Below are 24226 nucleotides of genomic sequence, written 5' to 3' on the forward strand. Positions count from 1 at the left end.
GATGCTCAAACAGCTTGCCCTCGCCTTGGCCCTGGTGGCCGGCGCCGCTCATGCCGACACCGGCTTGCACACCGACTTGCCGTTGTCCTACCTGGAACAGACCCAGGGCGATGCGCGCAACCAGCCGCTGGTGATCTTCCTGCATGGGTTTGGCAGCAACGAGGAAGATTTATTTGGCATCAAGGACGCGTTACCGTCTACCTGGACCTACCTATCAGTGCGTGCGCCACTGCCGGTGGAGCCGCAGGGGTATCGTTGGTTTACCAAGACCGATGAGCCTGAGTACAACGGCGAGACCGATGAACTGTTCAGCAGCGCCCGGCTGATCAAGGACTTTGTGCTCAAGGCCACCGCCAAGTACCACACCCAAAGTGATCGGGTGTTCCTGGTGGGGTTCAGCCAGGGCGCGATCATGTCTTACGAGGTGGCCTTGCGTGAACCCGAGTGGGTGCGCGGTATCGCCGCACTCAGTGGCAGCGTGCTACCGGGGCTCAGGTCTGCGCTGAAACCGGATGCGTCCATGGGCAAGCTGGCGATCTTTATCGGCCATGGCACCTTGGACCAGGCGCTGCCCTTCAGCTCGGCCACGCAGGCGAACAAGGTGCTGACAGGGTTGGGGCTCAAGCCGGAGTTTCATGAGTACCCGGGGATGAATCACACCATCAGCGAAGCGGAAATCCAGGACTTAAAAGCCTGGCTTGAGAAAAGCCTGAAGTGAAATGCGCTTGAAAATGTGGGAGCTGGCTTGCCTGCGATAGCGGTGGCTCAGTAAAAGAATGAGTGACTGACACACCGCTATCGCGGGCAAGCCCGCTCCCACATGGGTTTTGTGTTGGCTGTAAAGAGGAGGGTCATTTGCCGCCTGTAATCTGCTTCACCAACTGTGCATGCCCCTTCACATCATCCGCCCGGGAAATCGCCTGGATCACCAGCAAATGGTTGCCCGAACCACCCAGGAATGTGGAGTTCAAGGTCTTGCCACCACCTTGGGTAGCGCTGCTGTCCACTTGGCGCAGGCCCAGGCCCTTGTAGGTGAGTTTCTTCTCGCCCAGTTTCTTGAAGTCAGGCAGGGCAGCGCTCTGGTCCTTGACGAAATCGGCCACGGCGCCGTCTAGGAACTGCGGGTCGTTATCCTGGATAGTTGCCCCATCGTTGCGCACGGTTTCGGCGACGATCACCACACTTTTCGTCGTCGAGTTGGCGTACAGGGTGCCTTGGGTGTCAGCGGTGCCGTCTTGCGCCGTGCCGGAGGGCAGGGTGTCGGCGCTGTAGGCCTTGGGCAGTTTGAAGGTGAACTTGCCACCCAAGGTGGAGATGGTCTGGGTGGTGGGCTTGGCAGCAGCGAATACGCTGCCGGCGGTGAGCGCGAGGGCCAGCAGCATTGCGGTCTTGGTGAACGTGGCCATGAAGCACTCCGGGGATGAACGAAATTGCGGCGTATTCTGTCAGAAAATTCGCAATCTCGTTCATCGGCCCCGTCACACTTTGTCGGAAGACTCTTCCTCAAGCCTGTCCATTTCAAACAGGCGCGCCAGTTCCGCACGGGCTTCCTGGGCGGTTTGCATGACCTTGGCCGCGTCGTCGTACACCGCGTGTTGGGCGGCAAGTACCTGCTGGTCGTGGGTCTTGAAGCGGTTGATGCGCGCATCGGCCTGGGCCTGGCTCAAACCGAGGCCGACCAGGGTACGGCGGCTCATTTCCAGGCTGGAGTAGAAGGTTTCGCGCACCGGTGAAGCGTCCAGGTCCACCAGGCGGTGTACGTGCTGGCGGTTACGCGCACGGGCGATGATCTTCATGTGCGGATAGAGGTTGCGCACCAACTCGGCGGTCTTGATGTTGATCTCTGGGTCGTCCATGGCGATCACGAAGAATTCCGCCTGATCGACTTTGGCCGCGTGGAGGATTTCCGGGCGCTGGGGGTCGCCGTAGAACACCGGCATACCGCCGAAACTGCGGGTCAGCTCGATGGTTTCCACCGAGGTGTCGAGGGCGATGAACGAGATGTTCTGCGCGCGCAGGATGCGCGCCACGATCTGGCCCATACGGCCCATGCCGGCGATGACCACGCGGGGCGCATCGCTTTCGATGGCGCGGTATTCCTCGGGTACTTCCACCGGCTTGACCTTGGGCTTGAACAGCTTCGGGCACACCAGCAACAGCAGCGGGGTCACGGCCATGGACAGCGTGATGGTGAGCACCAGCACGTCGTACAACTGCGGTTCGAACAGGCCCTGGTCGCGGCCGATCTTGAACACCACAAAGGCGAACTCACCCCCCGCCGCCAGCACCACGCCCAGGCGTAAAGCGCTTTCGCGGTTGAGGTCGCCCACCATCCGCCCGACGGCGTACAGCAGCGGCAGCTTCAAGCCGATCAGCAGCAGGGTCAGGCCGATCACCACCAGCGGTGTGCTGAGCAGCAGACTGAGGTTGGCGCCCATGCCCACGCTGATAAAAAATAGGCCCAGCAGCAGACCCTTGAACGGCTCGATCTGGGACTCCAGTTCGTGGCGGTATTCCGAATCCGCCAGCAGCAGGCCGGCGAGGAAGGCCCCCAAGGCCATGGACACGCCCACCAACTCCATCAGCCAGGCGGTGCCGATCACCACCAGCAACGCGGTGGCGGTGGACACTTCGCGCAGGCCGGTCTTGGCGACAATGCGAAACACCGGGCGCAACAGGTAGCGCCCGCCGATGATCACCACGGCGATGCTGCCCAGGATCTGCAGCACATGTTGCAGGCCTTGGGCCTCGGTGGTCGGATGATCGCTGCCGGCCAGCAACGGCACCATGGCGATCAGCGGGATGGCGGCGATGTCCTGGAACAACAGGATGGCAAAGGCCAGGCGCCCGTGGGGTTGGTTGAGTTCCTTGCGTTCGGCCAGGCTTTGCAGGCCAAACGCCGTAGACGACAGCGCCAGGCCCAGGCCCAGCACGATGGCGCTGTTCCACGACTGGCCAAACAGCCATAGCGCGACCGCGCCCATCACCACGCCGGTGAGCAGGACCTGGGCCAGGCCGACGCCGAACACCGCCTTGCGCATCACCCACAAACGTTTGGGCGACAGCTCCAGGCCGATGATGAACAGCAACAGCACCACGCCCAGTTCAGAGAACTGCGCCACGCTTTGCGGGTTGCCGATCAGGCCGAGTACTGACGGGCCGATGATCACACCGGCGAACAGATAGCCAAGCACCGCGCCCAATTGCAGGCGCTTGGCCAGGGGCACGGTCAGCACGGCGGCGAACAGGAACACCACGGCTGCTTGTAACAGATTGCCTTCATGGGGCATTACGAACTCCAGCATTTGCATCGATCAACGGTAGGAGCGAGCTTGCTTGCGAAGAACGCAAGGGCACCGCGTTGTGTCTGGTTTGTCGCGTCATCGTTGAGGATTTTCGCGAGCAGGCTCGCTCCTACGGTGGGGAGGATAGGGCGCTATTAGAGCGCTTTTTCACATTTGGAAACTTGTATTTTTGACGCGACAGTCAATGGATGTTGGCGCTCATCCCATTCTTACACCGGTTTTACGAAAGTATTAATACCATTTAATTCAATGGCTTTCGCGCAGGTCTACTAACGTTTCGAAAAACTGAACCAGTAGTCACCACGGTCAGGTGTTTCGAATTCGATGCGTGTGGATCGTTGAAACAAGGCGTGCACGCAGTCACGGATGAAAGGCTTGGACCACAAGGAGTAGAACGTGGATAGAAGACTTGCGACTGCCGCTTTACCTCGTATTTCTGCGCTTTCTCTTGCGATCCGCCTGGGCGTGGCCGGGCTGGTGATGGGGCTGGCGAGCCCGGATGTGTTCGCCGCCTGTAGCCCGGCGAGTCCCACCGCTGGAGCGACGGTGACCTGTACGGGTGTGCCGACATTGCTGCTGATTCCCAACACCTTCAACAGCGCTGTCAACACCCTCACGGTCAACGTCACCGCCGGGACGAAGCTCAATACATTGGTGGGTGGTGTCGCGCTGAGCCTGACGGGCAACAACACGACATTGAACAACGCCGGCACCATTGACCCGGCAGTACTTGGGTTGGTTTCAGCCCTGAGCGGTGGTGTGGTGATCGGCAACTCGACAGCCAATGCGCTGAACATCACCAACGCGGCCACCGGCGTTATTAACGGTACCGGCGCGCTGCTTGGGTTGAACCTGGCCTCGCTGGGCGGCATGGCACTCAATGCCACCAACGGCGTAGGCGGCACCACCACGATTGTCAACGACGGCACCATTGGTTCGTCTTTCTTGCTCGGCCTTTCGCTGCTTTCCTCCGACACCCCGGTGGTGGCGGTACAGGGTGGCGGGCAGGTCAATATGACGAATAACGGCACCCTGACCGGGCGCGTGGCGTTCGAGAGCTCCACTACAGGGAACACGTTCCGCAACACCGGCACTATCTCTGGCGGTGTGTCGATGGGGGCCGCCAGTACCAACACCTTTACGGCAGTCACGGGCTCGCATGTGACCAACGGCGGCGGCCTCGGCTTAAGCCTTGGCGGACTGATCGGCGTGAACCTGACGTTCGCCCCCACCGGCCAGGTGGACGGCGGCGCAGGCGGCAGCAACTCGCTGATCCTTGAAAACACGACGGGCGTCGGTGGTGGCAGTACAGGCACCGGCACGGCTTCAAGCGCCAACTATGTCAACTTCAACAACCTGGCCATCAATAGTGGCACCTGGACGTTGCAGGGGCCGTTGGTCAGCGGCAGCACTACGCTCAATGGCGGTGTGGCGCAATTCAATAACAACGCGACATTTGGCAGCGGTGTGCTCACGTCCAACGGCGGCGCTATCGAGGCCACCGGCAACGGCCTGACACTGGCCAACCTGATGACCCTGGGTACCGGTGGTTTAACGGTACAGGGCGCCTCGACCGGGCTGAACCTGAGTGGTGTGATCTCGGGCGCCGCGGGTGTGAGCAAAGCGGGTACCGGCGAATTGATCCTCAGTGGCACCAACACCTTCCAGGGTGGTACCACCTTGAACGCCGGCACGCTTACATTGGGAAATGCCGCGGCGCTAGGTTCCGGTGCCTTGACCGTGGCGGGTGCAGGTACTTTGCAGAGCAATGCTGCGCTGACAACCAGCAATGCGATTACCTTGAACGCCAATCTGACCGTAGACGGCGTGAACCCGCTGACCCTTGGCGGGGTTGTCAGCGGTGGTTCCGGGTTGATCAAGGAGGGCGTATCGAGCCTGGCGCTTACGGGCAACAATACTTACACCGGCGCCACGGCCCTCAACGCCGGTTCGCTGGTGGTGGGCTCCAATACTGCGCTCGGCGCCAGTGTGTTGAACGCCTCGGCGGGTACCACGTTGGATGCCAGTGCAGCAGTGAGCCTGGGCAATAACCTCAACCTGGGCGGTAACCTGACCCTTGGCGGCAGCAACGCGCTGACCCTTGGCGGTGTGGTGGCGGGCCTTGGTGGGTTGATCAAGAACGGCCCGGCGGATCTGCTCCTCAATCAAGCGAACACTTACCTGGGCAACACGGCACTCAACAGCGGCAAGCTGGTGATTGGCGCTACCGGTGCCTTGGGTGCGGGTACGTTGAATGCAGCTGCAGGCACGACCCTGGACGCCAGCACCAGTGCCACGCTGACTAACGCGATCAACCTGGCCGGTAACCTTGGAATCGGTGGCAGCGCCAACCTGACCCTGGGCGGCACAGTCAACGGTGCAGGCAGCCTGACCAAGAACGGCACAGCCGGCCTGACACTGAGCGGCAGCAATAACTTCCTGGGTGGCACCACGCTGAATGCCGGCACGCTGACCGTCGGCAGCAACACGGCGCTTGGCCTGGGCAACTTGACCGTCGGCGGCGCCGCAACCCTGGACAGCACCTCGGCGGTGGCGTTGGGCAATGGTATTGCCCTCAACGCCGGGCTGACCGTCGGCGGCACCAATGGGCTGACCCTGGGCGGTGTGGTCAGCGGCGCGGGTGCGCTGATCAAGGATGGCCTGGCCAACCTGACCCTTAACGGCATCAACACGTTCACCGGTGGCACCAGCCTCAACGCCGGTACGTTGACCTTGGGCACGGCAGGCGCATTGGGCGCAGGCCCCTTGACGGTCGGTGGTGCGGCAACTCTGGATACCAGCGCGACCTTCACCCTGGGCAACGGGATTGCCTTGAATGGCGACCTGACGCTCGCGGGCAACAATGACCTGAACCTCAGCGGCGTGCTCAGCGGCGCCAGTGCGCTGATCAAAAATGGCTTGGCTGACCTGACCTTGAGCGGCAACAACACTTTCACCGGGCCATTGAATATTGTCTCCGGCAGCGTCACCACCGGCAGCACCGGTACATTGGGCAACACCTCTGGCGTCAATGTCAGCACCGGCGCCGCACTGAACCTGGGCGTCGATTCCAGCCTGGCCGGCCTCAGCGGTGCGGGTGGCGTGGCAGTCGGCGGCGGTTTGAATCTCACCGTGGGAGGGGTGAACACCAGCAGTACTTTTGACGGTGACCTCAGCGGCGCGGGCAGCTTGATTAAAGTGGGTACCGGCACGCTCACGCTCAACGGAATCAATGGCATCACCGGTAACACGGCGATCAACGCGGGCACTCTGGATGTCGATGGTTCTCTGGGCAGCGCGTTGGTCAACGTGAACAGCGGCGGCACCCTCACCGGCAGTGGCTCGCTCTTGGGTACGGCGAATATCAATAGCGGCGGGCACCTGGCGCTGGGCAGTGGCACGACCTTGTCGGCCGCTGGCCTGAACATGAGTGCCGGGGCCAGTCTGGATGTGGCGCTTGGCGCACCGTCGCTGACCTCGCTGATGAATGTCGGCGGCAACGTGAATCTGGCCGGCGACCTTAATGTGAGCGATGCCGGTGGCTTTGGCGCTGGTGTGTATCGCTTGATCAACTACACCGGCGGCTTGACCGGCGCATTGAACGTCAACACGGTGCCGCTGGGTTATGGCCTGGGTGATCTGCTGGTACAGACCTCAGTGGGCAGCCAGGTCAACCTGGTGGTAGCGGCGCCGAATATTCGTTTCTGGGACGGCAGCAACACCCTTGCCAACGGCACTGTTGACGGTGGCAACGGCACCTGGACAGCGGGGGGCACCAACTGGACGTCGGCCGACGGCCTTTCCAACCAGACCTGGGGCGGTGGCTTTGCGGTGTTCCAAGGTGCTGCGGGCACTGTCAGCGTGGATGGCGTACAAACCATCACCGGTCTGCAATTCGTCACCGATGGCTACAGCCTGGTCAATGGCACCGGTGGGCAGTTGAGCACCGGCAGCGGCAACTTCGCCGTGCGCGTCGACCCACTGGCGACTGCCACCCTCGGCGTCGATATCACCGGCGCGGGCGTGCTGAACAAACTCGATACCGGCACGCTGGTGCTCAATGGCGCCAACAGCTACACCGGCGGCACCTTGCTCAATGGCGGTACGGTGGTGGTCGGCAGCAACACCGCGCTGGGCACTGGCACGCTGACCGCTGCGGCGGGCACCACCCTGGACAGCAACGCCTCCGTAACCCTGGGCAATGATGCGGTACTCAACGGCGGCCTGACGGTCGGCGGCAGCAACGCATTGGCGCTCAATGGCGCCATCAGCGGCACCGGTGGCCTGGTCAAGAATGGCACGGCAGGCCTGACACTCGGCGGCACCAATACCTTCCTGGGTCCCGTGGCCTTGAACGCAGGCGGGCTGATCCTGGCCAGCAATACGGCGCTGGGCGCGGGCGTGTTGAATGCCGCAGGCGGTACCACCTTGGACGCGAGCACGGCGGTCACCACTACCAACGCGATCAATCTGGCGGGCAACCTGGGCATCGGCGGCACCGCTGACCTGACCCTCGGCGGCGCAATCAACGGTGCAGGCAGCCTGACCAAGGAGGGCACGGCCAATCTGATCCTCAGCGGCGCCAACGCCTACCTGGGTGGCACCACCCTGAACGCCGGTACGCTGACCTTGGGCAGCGCCACCGCCCTTGGCCTGGGCAACCTCACCGTTGGCGGCGCGGCGACCCTCGATAACACGGCAGCGCTGAGTGTGGGCAATGGCGTCGTGCTTGACGCCAACCTCGCCGTCACCGGCAGCAACGACCTGACCCTGGGTGGCCTGGTCACCGGCACGGCTGGCCTGAGCAAAGACGGCGCGGCCAACCTGACCCTCAATGGCGTCAACACCTTCCAAGGCGGCACCAGCCTCAACGCCGGCACGCTGACCCTGGGCACGGCAGCAGCCCTGGGTACCGGCGCCTTGAACGTAAACGGTGCAGCTACTCTGGCCAACAGCACACCGCTGGTATTGGCCAATGCGGTCAACCTCAACGCTGGGCTGACCGTGGGCGGTCTCAACAACAACCTGACCCTGGCCGGCGTGCTGGCCGGCAGCGGCAGCCTGGTCAAAACCGGCACGGCGGATGTGAGCCTGACCGGCACTAACACCTTCAACGGCCTGTTCGATGTGCAATCAGGCAGCCTCACCACGCTGGGCAACGGAGCACTGGGTGTCGGCGCCGGGGTCAACCTGGCGAGCGGTACTGCCCTGAACCTGGGCGGCAGCGCCAGCCTGGGCGCCCTCACGGGTACCGGGCTTGCAACCGTAGGGGCCGGCAGCACCTTGAGCGTCGGCAACAATAATCTGGACAGCACCTTCAACGGCGTCGTGGCAGGCCTCGGCAACCTGGCCAAAGACGGCACAGGCGCCTTGACCCTCGGCGGCCTCAGCGTGGTGACCGGGGACGCCCAGGTCAACGCCGGCAGCTTGCTCGTCAATGGTTCCCTGGCCAGCGCCAACGTGGCGGTGGGCAGTGGTGCCACCCTCGGTGGTACCGGTACTTTGTTGGGCAACGTGAGCATCGCCGATGGCGGCCACCTGGCCGTCAATTCCGGCGCGACCCTTAGCACCGGTTCGCTGCTGCTCAATGCCAACGCCAACCTGGATGCGGGCCTCGGCGCGCCCGCGACGGGCGGTACGGCGCTGGTGCAGGTCAACGGCAACCTGACTCTGGACGGCACCCTTAACGTCACGGATATCGGCGGCTTCGGTGCGGGTATCTACCGCCTGATCGACTACACCGGCGGCCTGACCAACAACGGCCTGCTGCTGGGCAGCCTGCCGGTGAACATCCCGGCCAGCGACCTGGACCTGCAAACCGCGATCGGCAACCAGATCAACCTGCTGGTCAACGGCAGCACCAACGTGCAGTTCTGGGACGGCAGCCAAACCACGGGCAATGGCACCATCGAAGGCGGCAGCGGCACCTGGAGTGCAGGCGGCAGCCAATGGACCGGCGTCAATGGTGCATTCAATACAGCCTGGACGCCCAACAGCTTTGCCGTGTTCCAAGGCACGGCGGGCACCGTCACGGTTGACGGCGCGCAAGCCATCACTGGTTTGCAGTTCGTCACCGATGGCTACAACCTGGCCGGCGGGGCAGCGGGCGCCCTGACCCTGTTCAATGGCGTGGGCGGCAACACCGCCGTACGTGTCGATCCTGGCGTCACTGCCACCTTGGGCGTGGCGCTTAACGGCGGCGGCACCCTGGCCAAGCTCGACACCGGCACCCTGGTGCTCAACGGCGCCAACAGCTACACCGGCGGCACTGCCCTGGATGGCGGCACCCTGGTGGTCGGCAATAACAGTGCCCTGGGCAGCGGCCTCTTGACCACCGCCAACGGCACCACCCTGGACAGCAACATCGCGGTCAGCCTGGCCAATGCACTCAACGTCAACGGCAGCCTCACCCTCGGCGGCAGCAATGCCCTGACCCTGGCCGGCACGGTGGCGGGCACGGGCAGCCTGATCAAGAATGGCATCGCCAACCTGACCCTCAGTGGCAACAACACCTATGCTGGCCCAACCGCACTCAACGCAGGCGGCCTGATCCTGGCCTCCAATTCGGCCCTGGGCAGTGGTGCCCTGAACGCGGCCGCCGGCACCACCCTCGACAGCAGCACGGCGGTCGCCCTGGCCAACACGGTGAATCTGGCCGGCAACCTGGGCATTCTGGGCACCGCCGACCTGAGCCTGAACGGCTTGGTCAGCGGTAGCGGTGGGCTGACCAAAACCGGTGCGGGCAACCTGACGCTCAACGGTGCCAATGCCTACCTGGGTGGCACGCAATTGAATGCCGGTTCCTTGACCCTAGGCAATGCGTCAGCCCTGGGCAGCGGTGCCTTGGCGGTCAATGGGGCAACCACCCTGGACACCAACACGGCGTTGGCCCTGGCCAATAACACCAGCCTGAACGCCGCGCTCACCGTCGGCGGCAGCAACGATCTGAGCCTCAACGGTGTAGTGGACGGCAGTGGTTCGTTGACCAATGCCGGTGGCGCCAACCTGACCCTCAACGGCACCAATACCTACAGCGGCGGCACGGCCCTCAATGCCGGCACGCTGACCGTCGGCAGCACCACGGCCCTGGGCTCGGGCGCATTGACCGTCGGCGGTACGGCGACCCTGGCCAACAGCACGCCGTTGGTGTTGGCCAATGCGGTCAACCTCAATGGCGACCTCACTGTCGCAGGCAGCAACAACCTGACCCTGGCCGGTGTACTCGCTGGCAATGCAGCGCTGATCAAGAATGGCGCGGCGGACCTGCTGCTGACCGGCAACAACAGCTTCAGCGGCCCACTGACCGTGGCGGCGGGCAGCGTGACCACGACGGGTAATGGTGCGCTGGGCACCACCTCCGGCGTCACTGTCGGCAGCGGCGCCAACCTCAACCTGGGTGGCAACGCCAACCTCAACAGCCTGGCCGGCAACGGCGTGGTACAGGTGGCTGGCGGCAACACGCTGGCGGTGGGTGGCAGCAACCTGGATAACAGCTTTGGCGGTGCGCTCAACGGTGCCGGCAACCTGGATAAAAACGGCAGCGGGGTGCTCAACCTGAGCGGCACCAATGCCATCAGCGGCGCGGCCAACGTCAACGGCGGCACCTTGAATGTCACCGGTTCACTGGCCAGCGGCACAGTGGCGGTGAACAGCGGCGCAACCCTGGCCGGCAGCGGCTCATTGGCCGGCGCGGTGACCGTGGCCGACGGTGGGCACATCGGCTTGGCCTCCGGCAGCACGCTGTCGGTGGGCTCGTTGGTGCTGGGTGGCAACTCGAACCTGGATGTCGGTCTCGGCACTCCGGTGCTGGGTGGCGGCACAGGCCTGCTGAATGTCGGCGGCAATCTGACCCTGGACGGCAACCTCAATGTCACCGATATCGGCGGCTTTGGCAGCGGCGTCTACAACCTTATCAACTACACCGGGGCCTTGACCGATAACGGCCTGGCTCTTGGCACACTGCCAGGCAGCGTGGTGCCGGGCGACCTGCAAGTGCAGACCGCGATCACCAACAAGGTCAACCTGCTGGTGACTGCGCCCAACACCACCGTGCAGTTCTGGGATGGCAACAGCCTGATCGGCAACGGTGCGATTGACGGCGGCAACGGCACCTGGAACGCCGGCCATACCAACTGGACCAATGTCGACGGCACCCTCAACCAAGGCTGGGCCAACAGCTTCGCGGTGTTCCAAGGCGCGGCGGGCAACGTGACGGTGGACGGTACGCAAAACATCACCGGCATGCAGTTCGTCACTGATGGCTACACCCTGGGCTCCGGCACGGCGGGCGTGCTCAACCTGGTCAATGGCGGCACCGGCAACACCGCGGTACGCGTCGACCCCAACGCCACCGCGACCCTGGGCGTGACCCTCAACGGCGCTGGCACCCTGGCCAAGCTCGACAGCGGCACCCTGGTACTCAACGGCAATAATGGCTACACCGGCGGTACCGCGCTCAATGGCGGCACCCTGGTGGTGGGTAATAACAGTGCCCTGGGCACAGGCGCTCTGACGGCGGCCGGTGGTACTACCCTGGACAGCAACGCGGCGGTCAGCCTGGCCAATGCGGCCGTGCTCAACGGTGCCTTGGCGGTGGCAGGCAGCAACGCGCTGACCCTTGATGGGGTTGTCAGCGGCAGCGGCAGCCTGGTGAAAAACGGTGCGGCAGCGCTGACGCTCAATGGCGTCAACAGCTACAGCGGCGGCACTGGCCTGAACGCCGGTCAATTGATCCTTGGCAATAATGCTGCCCTGGGCAGTGGTGCCTTGACGGTCGGCGGCGCGGCGCAACTGGATGGCAGCACCGACCTGCAACTGGCCAATACCCTCAACCTGGGTGGCGCGCTGACCCTGGCCGGCAGCCACGACCTAGCCCTCAACGGCGTGGTCAGCGGCAGCGGCGGCCTGGTGAAAAATGGCAACGGCGACTTGTTGCTGACCGCGGCCAACACCTACAGCGGCGGTACCACGCTCAACGGCGGCAGCACCACGGGCAACACCACCAGCCTGCAAGGCGCTATCGCCAACAACGCGGCGTTGACCTTTGAGCAAGCCATCGACGGCACCTACACCGGCAACCTCACCGGTACCGGTGTGTTGAACAAAACCGGCACCGGCGCGTTGTTGCTCAGCGGCAACAACACCTTTACCGGCAACACCAACGTCAACACCGGCAGCCTGCTGGTCAACGGCACCTTGAACAGCGCCGCAGTGCAAGTCGCCAGCGGCGCGACCCTCGGCGGCAGCGGTACCCTGGGCGGTGCGGTGAACATGGCTGACGGCTCGGTGCTCCAGGCCGGTGCCGCGACGCCGCTGTCGGTGGGTTCGCTGGCCTTGTCATCGGGCACCACCCTGGACTTCGCCCTCGGTGCGCCGGGTGCCTCCAGTACAGCGGTGAACGTGGCGGGCAACCTGACCCTGGACGGCACCCTCAACGTCAGCGATACCGGCGGCTTCGGTGTCGGCGTGTACCAGCTGTTCCGCTACGGCGGCAGCTTGACCGATAACGGCCTCACCTTTGGCACCTTGCCGGTGGCACTGGGCAACCTGAGCCTGCAAACGGCGCTGGCCAACCAGCTCAACCTGGTGGTGCAAACCACCCCAGGGCAGATCCAGTTCTGGAACGGCGGCACCACCAACCCCGATGGCAGCATCACCGGCGGCAGTGGTACCTGGGGCCCAGGCACCAACTGGACCGACCCCACCGGCACTCAAGGGCAGGCGTCCACCAATCAGTTCGCGGTATTTGGCGGGCAGGGCGGCACCGTGACCGTAGTTGGCAACCAAGGCTTCACTGGACTGCAAGTGCTGGACGCCGGCTACACGCTGGTCGCCGGCGCAGGCGGTAGCTTGAGCCCGACCAATGCGGCCGATGGCAGCCTGGCGCCAGTGCGCGTCAATTCCGGCGTGACCGCTCAGATTGATGCACCGCTGGTGGGAACCGGCGGCATCAACAAGCTGGATGCGGGCACCTTGCTGCTGACTGGCGCCAATACCTACACCGGCGGCACCACCGTCAGTGGCGGTACGCTGGCGGGCACCACCACCAGCCTGCGTGGCAGGATCCTCAACAACGCGCGGTTGTTGTTTACCCAGCGCACCAATGGCCAGTTCAGCGGCACCTTGAGCGGCACCGGTGCGCTGATCAAGCAAGGCGCAGGCGCGCTGTTGCTGACCGGCAACCAGCCGTTCAGTGGCACCGTGGCGGTGGAAGAGGGCGTGCTGCAAGTGGGTAACGCGGCCAACCCAGGCGCGGTGCTTGGCGGCCAAGTCACTGTGGCCAACGGTGCGGGGCTGACCGGTAACGGCAGTGTCGGTTCGCTGGTCAACAACGGCTCGGTGACGCCCGACGGTGGCAAGCTGACCGTGGCCGGCAACTTCACCAACGCCAGCACCGGTGCGCTGAACCTGGTGATCACCCCATCCACCACCGGCTCCCTGGCCGTGGGCGGCACCGCCAACCTGGGCGGCACCTTGAATGTGGTCAACCTGGCACCCTATGCCGGCGCCACCACCTACACCCTGCTGACGGCGGGCGCGGTCAACGGCACCTTTGCCACCACCAACCTGGAGAACCTGGCATTCCTCACTACCGCGTTGAACTACAGCCCAACCCAAGTGGCCCTGGCGGTCAGCCGCAACGACGTCAGCTACGCCAGCGTGGCGGCCACCGGTAACCAGCGCGGCGTAGCGGCGGCGTTGGGCACAGGCACCGCAGTCGGTGGCGCAGCGGTGCAAAATGCACTGCTTAACGGTGATGCAGCGGCGGCACGTGCGGCCTTCGACAGCTTGTCCGGCGAAATCCACGCCAGCACCGCCAGCGCCATGCTTGAAGACTCGCGTTACGTGCGTGATGCGGTCAACGAGCGCCTGCGCCAACCCGGTTGCTACCGCGAGGACGACCCGCGCAATGCCCTGGCACCCAGCGAAAACCACCTGAGCAGCGCCGGTTGCCACGGCGAGATGGTCGGTTGGATGCGCGTGCTCGGCACCTGGGGCCACATGGGCGGTGACAGCAACAGCGCCAAGCTGGACCGCAACCTCAGCGGCTTCCTGCTCGGTACCGACAAGCAAGTGGACGACGCCTGGCGCGTGGGCGTGGCCGCCGGCTATACCCGCAGCGACCTGGACGCCAAGCGCCGCAACTCGAGCGCCGATGTGGACAGCTACCACCTGATGGCCTACACCGCCTACCAGCAAGAAGCCTTCGCCGCACGCATGGGCGTGGCGTACAGCTGGCATGACGTTGAAAGCAAACGCAACGTGGCCGTCGGTGGCGAAGGCCAACGCCTCAAAGCCGATTACAAGGCACGCAGTGCGCAGGTGTTCGGTGAAGTCGGCTACACCATTCAAACCCCTACCGTGGCCCTGGAACCGTTCGCCGGCCTGGCCTACGTCAACTATGACAGCGACACCATCAAGGAAAAAGGCGGCTCGGCAGCCCTGCGTGGCGATGCCGACCAGGACATCACCTACTCGACCTTGGGCGTGCGCATTGGCCAGACCATCACCCTGGGCAACGGCTCGAAAATCACCCCACGGGGCAGCATCGGCTGGCGCCATGCCTTCGGTGACACCAAGCCCGACGCCGACCTGAGCTTTATCAATGGCGGTGGCTCGTTCAGCACCCAGGGCGTGCCGATTGCCAAGGACAGCGCGGTGGTGGAAGCGGGCCTGGATTACCAGATCAGCCAGAACGGCAGACTGGGCCTGGGCTATTCCGGCCAACTCTCGCGCAACGACAAGGACCACGCCGTGACGGTGAGTTTCTCCCTCGGTTTCTGATCAAGGCCGAGTTTTTTTGAACCGCCCGCAAGGGCGGTTTTTTTTGCTGAAAGCTGGGCTTGCTCGAATACCCCGTGTAGAAGCGAGCGTGCTCCCACAGTTTGATTGGCGTCAGCTCAGAAACGGGTGCCGTCTTCGGTCGAGTACATCCACCGCAACAACGAATGCCGCCCGCTGATCCCCAACTTGATCGCCGCACGCTTGAGGTAGCTCTCGATGGTGTTGACCTTCAACGCCAGTTGTTCGGCCAACTCCGGCGCGGTGCGCCCGGCCAGCAGGCCTACGCACACTTGCAGTTCACGGTTGGACAGGGTCAGCCCCGATTGCACCAGGCGCTCCTGAATGCGTCGGTGCAAGGTGTCGATGCCCTGATGTTGGGGCACTGCGCACGGGCTGTCTGGGAGCGATGGCTGCAGCGCGGTGATGTGTTTTTCCACCATGGGCAGCAACAGCGCGGAGAAGTCTTGGAGCATGCTGCGTTCTTGCGCGGAAAAGCTGTCGGACGGGTGCGAGCGATACACCGACAGTACATAGCGCACATCGTCCTTGCGGCCCGTGAGGTGCAGTTGTGCGGCGAGTTGCTCGCTGCCCAGGGCCGCCACCGAATCGGTGTACACCGGGCTGATCTTGCGGCGGCCAAGGCCTTCGCGGCTGACGTGCAATTGGGTGATATGGGTGGCGTCCACTGCCAGTTGGGTGAGGATCAGGTCATGCAGCATGCGTGGAAAATGGCGGCTGCCGGTGCTGGCGATGACCTTGCCTATCTGTGGGAACAGGTGTGAGTTCATCAATTCGTCCATGAGTTTCGTGCAGGTGTTCGGTTTTATAGCGACGGGGGTTAAGAAGGTAACGAATGTGAATAACCTGCAGTGATAGTGCGTCCCGCTGCGGACATGCTAGTACAGGCTGGCTAAAGGAGGGGGATCCAATCTGCGAAAAAAAGCATTAAACATGTAGAACGGCAGTCGGATCCTTCCGACCGCCGCCCAGGCACCGCAAAACGCACGGCTTGAGGCGCTATTTCATGGCATAAACCGCTGTGGGGGCTGGCCGCAGGTTGGCACCGCTGCACTTGGCCAGGGCCTGTTGGATATCCGTCAGCAGGTCGGCAACGTCTTCAAGCCCCACCGACAAACGCACCAGGCCCTCGCTGATACCGTGCTGCGCAAGTTGCTCGGGGGTGTAGGTGGAGTGGGTCATGCTCGCCGGGTGTTGGGCCAGTGATTCGGCATCTCCCAGGCTGACCGCACGGGTGAACAGTTGCAGTGCGTTCATAAAGCGCCGGCCCGTCTCGATCCCACCCTTGAGTTCAAAGGCAATCATGCCGCCGGGCAGTTTCATTTGCCGGGTCGCCAGTTCGTACTGGGGGAAGGAACGCAGCCCGGGGTAGATCACACTCTCCACGGCCGGGTGCGCCTGCAAGGCTTCGGCCAGCGCCTGGGCATTGCTGCAATGACGGTCCATGCGCAGGGCCAGGGTCTTGAGGCCGCGCATCAGCAACGACGCGTCCTGGGGTGACATCACTGCGCCGGTCAGGTCCTTGAGCCCTTGCAGGCGGATGCGCTGTGCCAGCGCCTGGTGGCTCACCGCAACACCTGCGGTGATGTCGCCGTGGCCGCTGAGGTATTTGGTGGCCGAGTGCACCACCACATCGGCACCCAGTTCCAGGGGGCGTTGCAGATAGGGCGTGCAATAAGTGTTATCGACCACCACGGTGACATTCGGCTGTTGATGGGCCAACTCGGCCACGGCGGCGATGTCGATCAGGCGCAGGTTGGGGTTGGCCGGCGTCTCGCAGTAGAGCATGCGCGTGGCCGGGGAGAATGCTGCTTGCAGGGCGGCCAGGTCGGTCAGGTCCACATGCCGCACCTTGATACCGAATTCGCCCAGGCCATGGTGCAACAGGGCGAAGGTACAGCCATAGAGGGTCTGGCTGACGATGATCTCGTCGCCCGGGCGCAACAGGGTCCAGAACGTTGCGGCAATCGCGCCCATGCCGGAGCTGAATGCTACGGCGGCCTCGCCGTTTTCCAGGCTGGCCATGCGTGACTCCAGCAGGGCCAGGGTGGGGTTGGAAATGCGCGTATAGAAGTGGCCGCTGGCTTCGCCGGCAAAGCAGGCGGCGCCGTATTCGACGGTGGGGAAGGCGAAGGTGGCAGACAAGTAGATGGGCGGAACGAGGGCGCCGTGATGGTCAACAGGGTCATAGCCATGGTGAATGGCACGGGTGCAAAAGCCGAAGCTGGTGTGTTGAGTGTGCATGTCGGGCGCTCCTTATTTCCTACAATGCTATGCTCATAACCACAGATGAACTTTGCGAAAAAGCCTGCAAAAACCCGCGTTTGTGGATCAAACATCGATAAAAATAATGATTAGAGGCACGTTATGCCCATCAAGCTGGACCGTACGGACAAAGCCCTTTTAAACGCGTTGCAAGGCAACGCCCGCCTGACCGTGGCCGAGTTGGCAGAGCGGGTGGCCCTCACCACCTCACCGTGCTGGCGCCGGGTGCGCACCCTGGAGGAGAGCGGGGTGATCAGTGGCTACCAGGCGATCCTTTCTCCCAAGGCGCTGGGTTATGGGGTGACCGCGTTTGTCAGCATCATGATGGAAAGCCACACCCAGGAAATCGCCCGCGCGTTCGAGCAGCGCCTGTTGGCGATTCCGGAGATTGTGGCGTGCCATAACGTCTCGGGGCGCTATGACTTTTTGCTGGAAGTGGTGGCCAAAGACCTGGAATCGTTTGGCGAGTTTGCCCGCGAGGTTTTGCAGACGTTGCCCTGCGTCAAGGAGATCTATTCGAGCTTTTCCTACAAGTCGGTGCGGCCGTTGCGGGTGATTCCGTTGCCGGGTTGACGGGAGGCTTACGGCGCGAGCCGATGCGTATCCACCCGACGCCCCGCGATCCAACTGTGGGAGCTGGCTTGCCTGCGAAGGCGGCCTGCCAGCCGACACCTATCTACCTGACGCCCCGCGATCAATTTGTGGGAGCTGGCTTGCCTGCGAAGGCGGCCTGACAGCCGACGCAGTTATACCGAGTACATATCCATTCCTGCGGTAACGGCCACCTAGGGGTCCGCCCTTACGGCGGGTCACTTTGGAAAAGCCCCAAAGTAACCAAAGGGCTCTTGCCCCACCACTCGGCACCTCGCTTAGGCTCGGTGTGCCCGTAATCCGCCAGTGATTTGGGGGGCCGCCGCCACGCGCCATCCATGGCGCGGGGCGGCTAAACCGGCATCCCTGCCGGTTTACCCCCCAAATCCCTGTCGAATTCCGGCCAGCGTGGTTTAACGGGGCGCCTGAGATCAAAATCAGAGCAAGAGCAAGAGCTACTCGCTTCGCATCGTGGTTACGTTGGGCCGCTTTTGCTTTTGTGTGCCACCCCATGCAACAACAGCGCCTCAAATACCCGCTGCACCCGTGGCTCATCACTGTGGGCCACATTGAAGCGCATCGAGTCGCGATGGGCCGGGTCATAGCCAAACAGCGCACCGGGCGCCAGCACCATGCTGCGTTTCAGGGCTTGCTGAGCCAGGAGTTCGCCGTTCACGCCAGGCGGCAGGCGTGCCCAGATGAACATCCCGCCTTCATACGCCATCGGCAGTTCGCACCCGCAGCGCTTGAGCCATTGTTCGACGCGCCCTCCGGCCTCCATCAGGCGTTGCACCATGCGCTTGCGATGCTTGGCATAGCTGCCTTCGCTGAGCATACGGTAGACGATTTGTTCGAACAGTTCGGAGGTGACGCCGCCGCTCATCAATTTCATATTGGTGAGGTTGGCGGCCAGTTGCGGCGCGGCCACGACGTAGCTGACGCGGGTGTTGGCGCTGAGGCTCTTGGAGAACCCCGACAAGTAGGTGACCTGCTCCAGCCCGGCGACGGCGGCCAGGCGTGGAGGAGGGTTGGGATGCAGGTCGCCATAAAGATCATCCTCGACGATATGGCAGTGATAGTGCTGGGTCAGTTGCAGCAGCCGAAACGCCTGGCTGGGGCTGAAGGAATGCCCGGTGGGGTTATGCAGAACGCTAGTGGTCAGGTAAAGGCTGGGGCGGTGTTCGGCCAGCAACTGTTCGAGGGCCGCGAAATCGAACCCATCGGGGCGGCGCTCGATGGTAACGACCTTGACCCCATGCAGCGCCAGGTTGGCGTGGAAGTTGAAATAGCACGGCGCGTCGAGCAACACCGTGTCGCCGGGGCGTGCAAGCAGGCGCATGAGCATGTCCAGGCCCTGCACGGTGTTGGGGGTGGTGATGATTTGCTCCACCGGCACCGACAAGCCTTCGCCATGCAGTTTCTGTTGCAGCGCCTGGCGCAACGGCAACAGCCCCGCCGGCGTGCCCAGCCCGGCGATGCGCAGCGACGGCGCACGCACCACGCTGCGCATGGCCTGGCGGATCGCTTCGCCATTGAGCCAGTCCTCCGGCAGGTGTCCGCCACCGGGCCGCAGTTCGCCACTGGCGGTGGCCAAGGGCCGGCGCAATACGCTGAGCAGGTCTTGGGGCAGTAGATCGACCCAGGTCGCCGAAGCAGGGCGTGTGCTGTCCATCGCCACGAAGTAGCCGCGGCCCTGGCTCGAGGTCAGCAGGTGGCGACCGCGCAGGCGGTCCAGAGCCTCATTGAGGGTGAACTTGCTGACGCCGAGGATCTGGGTCAGCTCACGCACGGATGGCAGTTTGCTGCCCGGTGCCCATTCGCCATTTTCGATGGCGTGGCTGAACGCCTCGACGATCTGCTGGACCTTGGGCGTGCCTTCTACGAAAGCGATGGCGGATACAAACATGACGCGTCCTTGTGTTTGCAGGTGATTTTACCGGTGAAGTGAGGCCGGATTAGGCATCACTTTACCTGCCTTGCGCAATGCCACTCCCCTAGACTGCGCGGCATCTCGCCTGGAGATGGCGATATTTCCTACACCTGAGCAATGGATTCTGCATTTCCATGAAGACTTATATGTGCGCACCCTGCGGTTTTATGTACGTAGAAGAACTGGGTATTCCGGAGGACGGAATTCCCGCAGGCACCCCTTGGGAAGAGGTGCCTGAAGACTGGACATGCCCGGATTGCGGCGTGACCAAGGCCGACTTCATGGCCATCAATCTTCCTGAACGTCAATTCGCCTGACACTCCATCAACGAAAGGAATCGCTCCATGGAAAGCAAACTGATCAACGCCACCGTCCCGTTCTGCACCGGTGTGGCCCACCAGAAATACCTGGGCGCCGAAAAGGGCCTGCAAACCGCCATCGAAGGTGACTGCACCCACTGGTACATCGACGGCAGCCTGTTCGGCGAAATGGTCGATGACTGGACCGAGGCGCGTATCGAAAGCCTGCAGGCGCAAATCACGGCGACTGGGGTCAAGCCGGTTTTCCACGGCAACTTCAAGGCACCGTTGGGCAGTGATGTAGAAGCCTTCCGCAGCGCTGCCGTGGAGTATGTGAAAAAGGAAATCGACATCGCCAGCCGCCTGGGCGCGCCGTTGATCATTCACGGCGGTTGCATCGTCGAGCCGAAAATGGTGCTGATGGCCAAGAAGGTTGCCCTGGAGCATTACCTCAAGTCGGTGCAGGAACTGGCGCGCTACGCCGAGGCCAAGGGCACGGATATCTACCTGGAGAACCTGTCCAACTACGTCAACTATCGGCCGTTCCACTACATCTTTACCCATGAAGCCGAATACGCTTTTGTGTTCGAGCGCCTGCAAGCCCACAGCAATGTGTACTTCTTCCTCGACGCCGGCCATGCCAACATCGAGAACGGCCTGCCGGCAGAAGTGGTGCGCAAGTATCACCACCTGATCAAGGGCATCTCTTTCAGCAATAACAACGGCGTGCAAGACCAGCACTTCGGCATCCATGACGGTAACTGTGATTACGCCGATGTGGTGCAGGCCATTGTCGAGACCAACTGGAAGGGCCTGGTGGCGTTTGAAACCCGTAACCAGACCGCCAAGGCCGCGCTGGCTGACCTTGCGGTGATGTACCGCGAGTCCCTGACGACTGAAATCGCCGTCGCCTGACCGGCCTGGGGCGGGCGCTTGAGGCGCTCGCCTCGTTGCTGTTGTTCTCTTAATTCAAGGTCCCTGGCCATGACAAGTGCGTTAACCCTGTCGTCGTTTCTCTACTTTTTGCTGTTTTGCGCCACCATGACCTTCAGCCCCGGCCCCATGACCTTGTTGTTGTTGAGCCTGGGCCTGAAGGACGGCCTGCGCAGTTCGATCCCCGCGCAGATCGGCGCCAGTGTGTCTTACCTGATTTCCATCCTGATCTTTGCCGTGGGCTTCTCGGAACTGATCAAGGGCAACCTTGCCATTACCCAGACCATCCAGTTTGTCGGTGTGGCCTATATTCTCTACCTGGCCTACAAGCAGTGGACCAGCAGCGGCGTGTCGATCAACAGCGCAGGTGCCGTGGAGGGCTCGCGCAGCCTGTTTGGCAAAGGGCTGTTGACCGGGTTTTCCAACCCCAAGACCATCATCATGTTCAGCGCCGTGTTCCCGCAGTTTGCCGGCGCCGGTGAACACAGTTCGGCGGCGGACATCGCCATCCTTGGCCTGACCTTCCTGCTGCTGCAATTTGCCAGCGGCTGCCTGTATTGCTATTTCGGCCAGCGCATCAAGCACGTGCTGGAAAACCCCAAGCGCCGGGTGTTGTTGCAGCGGGTCACGGCCGTCTTGCTGCTGGGCGTCGCCTTGATGCTGGCACGCGGGTTTTCGCACTGAAGTATTAGCCAATAAGCGGTAGTGGCGATTTGACGTCGCCCTGTTAGACTCCAGGCATTCACCCAGGATCGCCCCCACCATGCCAGCCGTCGGAGGAAAAGGACTTCCGCTCGCTTTGCGCTTGTACAAATCTCGCCTGCTGGGGCTGACGCTCGGCTTTGTGTGCGTGGCGTTCGGCATGTATCCGTTGAACCCCTCTCTGTGGGTATGGGCTTGGATGCTGGTCAATGCCTTTGCGTGGCCGCACCTGGCTTTTCAATGCTCGTTGCGCTCGGCCAATACCTTGCGCAGCGAACGCCGCAGCCTGCTGTTCGATTCCTTTTGCGGTGGGTTCTGGGTTGGCGCGATGCACTTCAACCCGCTGCCCAGCGTCACCACCCTGTCGATGATGAGCATGAACAACGTCGCCATCGGCGGGCCGCGCTTCCTGTTCGCGGGTTGGGTGGCGCAGGCACTGGGACTGGGCACCGCGTTGCTGCTGTTCACACCTGGGTTTGTCGCCCTGACCACCCAGGCCCAGCTGTATGCCTGCCTGCCGATCCTGATGCTGTATCCCCTGGCCCTGGGATGGATCTGCTATCGCCAGGCCGTTACCTTGGCCCGGCACAAACGTGAACTGCTGGCCTTGAGCCGCACCGACAGCCTGTCGGGCCTGCTCAACCACGGCGCCTGGAAGGACCATCTGGACCTCGAATTTCAACGTTGCCGCCGTGGCCCGGCCGGTGCCGCCATCGCGTTGATCGACATCGACCACTTCAAGACCATCAACGACACCTACGGCCATGTGACCGGCGATATCGTCCTGCGCCAACTGAGCAAGGTGCTGCGCCAGAACCTGCGCACCACCGACCTGGCCGGCCGTTATGGCGGTGATGAGTTCTGCGTGATCCTGCCCGATATGCCCCTCAACCGTGCCACCGAGGTGATGGAGGCCTTGCGCGGTCGCTTCAACGCCTTGGCCTACGCCCAGGACCCAACACTGCGAGTGAGCCTGAGCATCGGCCTGGCGCCGTATCAGCCGAGCCACGCCGACTCCATCAGTTGGCTCAACGATGCCGACCAGGCGCTGTATGAAGCCAAGAGCAGCGGGCGCAACCGGGTCAGCTCGGTACAGGGCAGTTGGTTGCGGTCAGTTTAGTGGGGTAGGGTGGCGGGGCACCCTCCAACAAAAAACAAGGATCGGTCCATGTTCTTCACCTTCCCGCGTACCCTGTTGGCCGCTACCCTGGCCTTGTCTTTCAGCCTGCCGGCCTACAGCGCCGAGCCTCATAAACAGATCCAGCAACAGGCCGAACAATACAAGGCCCAAGCCTTGAAGCTGCTGGAGCGCCTGGTGAATATCGACTCGGGCTCAGGCTACGAGCCGGGCCTGACCCAAGTGCGCGATATCGCCGTGGACGAGTTGAAACAGTTGGGTTTCACCATCGAATTGGTGCCGGATAAAGCCGCCAACAACAGCCATGTGGTCGCCACCCTCAAAGGCACCGGCAAGGCCAAGATCCTGCTGATGGCCCATATGGACACCGTATTCAAGGAAGGCTCGGCTGCCGAGCGCCCCTTCCACATCAAGGACGGCCGCGCCTACGGCCCCGGCGTGATGGATGACAAGGGCGGCATCGTCGCGGGCATCTATGCGCTCAAAGTCCTCAAAAGCCAGGGTTTCAAGGACTACGCGCAGATCACCTTCCTGCTCGACGCCAGCGAAGAAACCGGCTCCGACGCCGCCTCCGAACTGATCCGCAACACTGCCAAGGGCCACGACGTGACCCTGAACCTGGAACCCGGCCGCCCCGCCGACGGCCTGGTGGTGTGGCGCAAAGGCAGCGCCACCGCCGTGGTCGAAGTCAAAGGCAAGGCCGCCCACGCCGGCGTCGCCCCGGAACTGGGACGCAACGCCGCCATGGAAGCCGCGCACCAGATCCTGCAACTGGGCAAACTTGGCGATGAAGACAAGAAAACCACCATCAACTTCACCGTGCTCAAGGCCGGTGACCGCACCAACGTCATCCCTGACCAAGCCACCGCCAAGGCCGACGTGCGTGCGGCCTTGCCGGAAGAGTTCGACCGGATCGAGAAAGACCTGGCCCGGGTTTCAGCCAACAAATTGATCCCGGAAACCGAAGTGAACACCAGCCTGCAGCGCGGCCTGCCACCGATGCCGCAGACGGCCGAGTCGGATAAGTTGGTGGCGATGGCCCAAGGGATTTATGGCGAACTGGGACGCAAGTTGACCATCGAAGGCAGCGGCGGCGCGGCGGATGCCAGCTTGTCCGCCGGTGTAGGCACGCCGACGCTGGATGGGTTTGGGATAGTGGGGGGCAATATTCACACGGCGGAGGAATATGCCGAGGTGGAGAGTGTGGTGCCGCGGGTTTATTTGTTGAGTCGGATGATTATGGAGTTGTCCAAGCGCTGAT

13 protein-coding genes and 1 pseudogene are annotated in these 24226 nt (G+C 62.9%); 8 read left to right on the plus strand and 6 right to left on the minus strand.

Translation table 11 applies throughout. The annotated features are described in order from the left end of the window. Window position 1: 1 nt before the first annotated feature. Entirely contained in the window at window positions 2-718 is a 717-nt protein-coding gene (locus GH769_RS07855) for an alpha/beta hydrolase (protein ID WP_020303169.1), read from the plus strand. A gap of 133 nt (window positions 719-851) precedes the next feature. Here GH769_RS07855 and GH769_RS07860 read toward each other — a convergent pair whose 3' ends face one another. The 3 genes and pseudogenes from GH769_RS07860 to GH769_RS29380 all read right to left on the minus strand — a co-directional run. After that, the gene (locus tag GH769_RS07860) at window positions 852-1406 is read right to left on the minus strand and encodes a hypothetical protein (protein WP_014718107.1); all 555 of its coding nucleotides are present in this window, start codon (window positions 1404-1406) and stop codon (window positions 852-854) included. A 72-nt stretch (window positions 1407-1478) separates the two neighbouring features. Next, complete coding sequence (locus GH769_RS07865; RefSeq protein ID WP_019817299.1) at window positions 1479-3290, minus strand: monovalent cation:proton antiporter-2 (CPA2) family protein; 1812 nt, start codon at window positions 3288-3290, stop codon at window positions 1479-1481. Window positions 3291-3316: 26 nt separating this feature from the next. Continuing rightward, window positions 3317-3430, minus strand: a pseudogene (locus tag GH769_RS29380) (outer membrane lipoprotein carrier protein LolA); the annotation flags it as partial. 271 nt (window positions 3431-3701) lie between these two features. Between GH769_RS29380 and GH769_RS07870 the strand changes: the two are divergent. Further along, window positions 3702-15089, plus strand: a complete 11388-nt coding sequence (locus GH769_RS07870; protein ID WP_153649607.1) for an autotransporter-associated beta strand repeat-containing protein — start codon at window positions 3702-3704, stop codon at window positions 15087-15089. A 116-nt stretch (window positions 15090-15205) separates the two neighbouring features. Here the strand turns inward: GH769_RS07870 and GH769_RS07875 are convergent, their stop codons facing one another. Continuing rightward, window positions 15206-15877 (minus strand): helix-turn-helix transcriptional regulator, encoded by a 672-nt coding sequence (locus GH769_RS07875; protein WP_072435738.1) that lies wholly within the window; start codon window positions 15875-15877, stop codon window positions 15206-15208. Between the two features lie 229 nt (window positions 15878-16106). Next, on the minus strand, window positions 16107-17351 hold the full coding sequence (locus tag GH769_RS07880) for a methionine gamma-lyase (RefSeq protein ID WP_014718111.1): 1245 nt from the start codon (window positions 17349-17351) through the stop codon (window positions 16107-16109). A gap of 123 nt (window positions 17352-17474) precedes the next feature. Here GH769_RS07880 and GH769_RS07885 point away from each other — a divergent pair, with 123 nt between their 5' ends. Continuing rightward, window positions 17475-17945 carry an Lrp/AsnC family transcriptional regulator gene (locus GH769_RS07885; RefSeq protein WP_014718112.1) on the plus strand — a complete coding sequence of 157 codons (471 nt, stop codon included), beginning with the start codon at window positions 17475-17477 and terminating at the stop codon, window positions 17943-17945. Window positions 17946-18438: 493 nt separating this feature from the next. On the opposite strand, the gene GH769_RS07890 is transcribed toward GH769_RS07885, so the two are convergent. Beyond that, the gene (locus GH769_RS07890) at window positions 18439-19869 is read right to left on the minus strand and encodes a PLP-dependent aminotransferase family protein (protein WP_019817295.1); all 1431 of its coding nucleotides are present in this window, start codon (window positions 19867-19869) and stop codon (window positions 18439-18441) included. Between the two features lie 158 nt (window positions 19870-20027). Here GH769_RS07890 and GH769_RS07895 point away from each other — a divergent pair, with 158 nt between their 5' ends. The 5 genes from GH769_RS07895 to GH769_RS07915 all read left to right on the plus strand — a co-directional run bounded on the left by GH769_RS07895 (window position 20028) and on the right by GH769_RS07915 (window position 24225). Then, entirely contained in the window at window positions 20028-20210 is a 183-nt protein-coding gene (locus GH769_RS07895) for a rubredoxin (protein WP_014718115.1), read from the plus strand. Window positions 20211-20237: 27 nt separating this feature from the next. Further along, window positions 20238-21107 (plus strand): sugar phosphate isomerase/epimerase, encoded by an 870-nt coding sequence (locus GH769_RS07900; protein WP_014718116.1) that lies wholly within the window; start codon window positions 20238-20240, stop codon window positions 21105-21107. A 69-nt stretch (window positions 21108-21176) separates the two neighbouring features. Beyond that, window positions 21177-21809 (plus strand): LysE family translocator, encoded by a 633-nt coding sequence (locus tag GH769_RS07905; RefSeq protein WP_032903460.1) that lies wholly within the window; start codon window positions 21177-21179, stop codon window positions 21807-21809. Between the two features lie 79 nt (window positions 21810-21888). Continuing rightward, window positions 21889-22947, plus strand: a complete 1059-nt coding sequence (locus GH769_RS07910; protein WP_014718118.1) for a diguanylate cyclase — start codon at window positions 21889-21891, stop codon at window positions 22945-22947. A gap of 48 nt (window positions 22948-22995) precedes the next feature. Beyond that, on the plus strand, window positions 22996-24225 hold the full coding sequence (locus GH769_RS07915; protein ID WP_020303175.1) for a M20/M25/M40 family metallo-hydrolase: 1230 nt from the start codon (window positions 22996-22998) through the stop codon (window positions 24223-24225). Window position 24226 lies beyond the last annotated feature (1 nt).

This window comes from Pseudomonas sp. CFSAN084952 (genome assembly GCF_009648855.1).
GTDB lineage: Bacteria > Pseudomonadota > Gammaproteobacteria > Pseudomonadales > Pseudomonadaceae > Aquipseudomonas > Aquipseudomonas paracarnis.

Excerpts from the sequence above, each read along its gene's own strand:
- GH769_RS07890 (WP_019817295.1), bottom strand. The coding sequence starts at position 19,869 with ATGTTTGTATCCGCCATCGCTTTCGTAGAAGGCACGCCCAAGGTCCAG.
- GH769_RS07885 (WP_014718112.1), top strand. The coding sequence starts at position 17,475 with ATGCCCATCAAGCTGGACCGTACGGACAAAGCCCTTTTAAACGCGTTG.
- GH769_RS07895 (WP_014718115.1), top strand. The coding sequence starts at position 20,028 with ATGAAGACTTATATGTGCGCACCCTGCGGTTTTATGTACGTAGAAGAA.
- GH769_RS07880 (WP_014718111.1), bottom strand. The coding sequence starts at position 17,351 with ATGCACACTCAACACACCAGCTTCGGCTTTTGCACCCGTGCCATTCAC.
- GH769_RS07865 (WP_019817299.1), bottom strand. The coding sequence starts at position 3,290 with ATGCCCCATGAAGGCAATCTGTTACAAGCAGCCGTGGTGTTCCTGTTC.
- GH769_RS07860 (WP_014718107.1), bottom strand. The coding sequence starts at position 1,406 with ATGGCCACGTTCACCAAGACCGCAATGCTGCTGGCCCTCGCGCTCACC.
- GH769_RS07905 (WP_032903460.1), top strand. The coding sequence starts at position 21,177 with ATGACAAGTGCGTTAACCCTGTCGTCGTTTCTCTACTTTTTGCTGTTT.
- GH769_RS07915 (WP_020303175.1), top strand. The coding sequence starts at position 22,996 with ATGTTCTTCACCTTCCCGCGTACCCTGTTGGCCGCTACCCTGGCCTTG.
- GH769_RS07875 (WP_072435738.1), bottom strand. The coding sequence starts at position 15,877 with ATGAACTCACACCTGTTCCCACAGATAGGCAAGGTCATCGCCAGCACC.
- GH769_RS07855 (WP_020303169.1), top strand. The coding sequence starts at position 2 with ATGCTCAAACAGCTTGCCCTCGCCTTGGCCCTGGTGGCCGGCGCCGCT.
- GH769_RS07910 (WP_014718118.1), top strand. The coding sequence starts at position 21,889 with ATGCCAGCCGTCGGAGGAAAAGGACTTCCGCTCGCTTTGCGCTTGTAC.
- GH769_RS07900 (WP_014718116.1), top strand. The coding sequence starts at position 20,238 with ATGGAAAGCAAACTGATCAACGCCACCGTCCCGTTCTGCACCGGTGTG.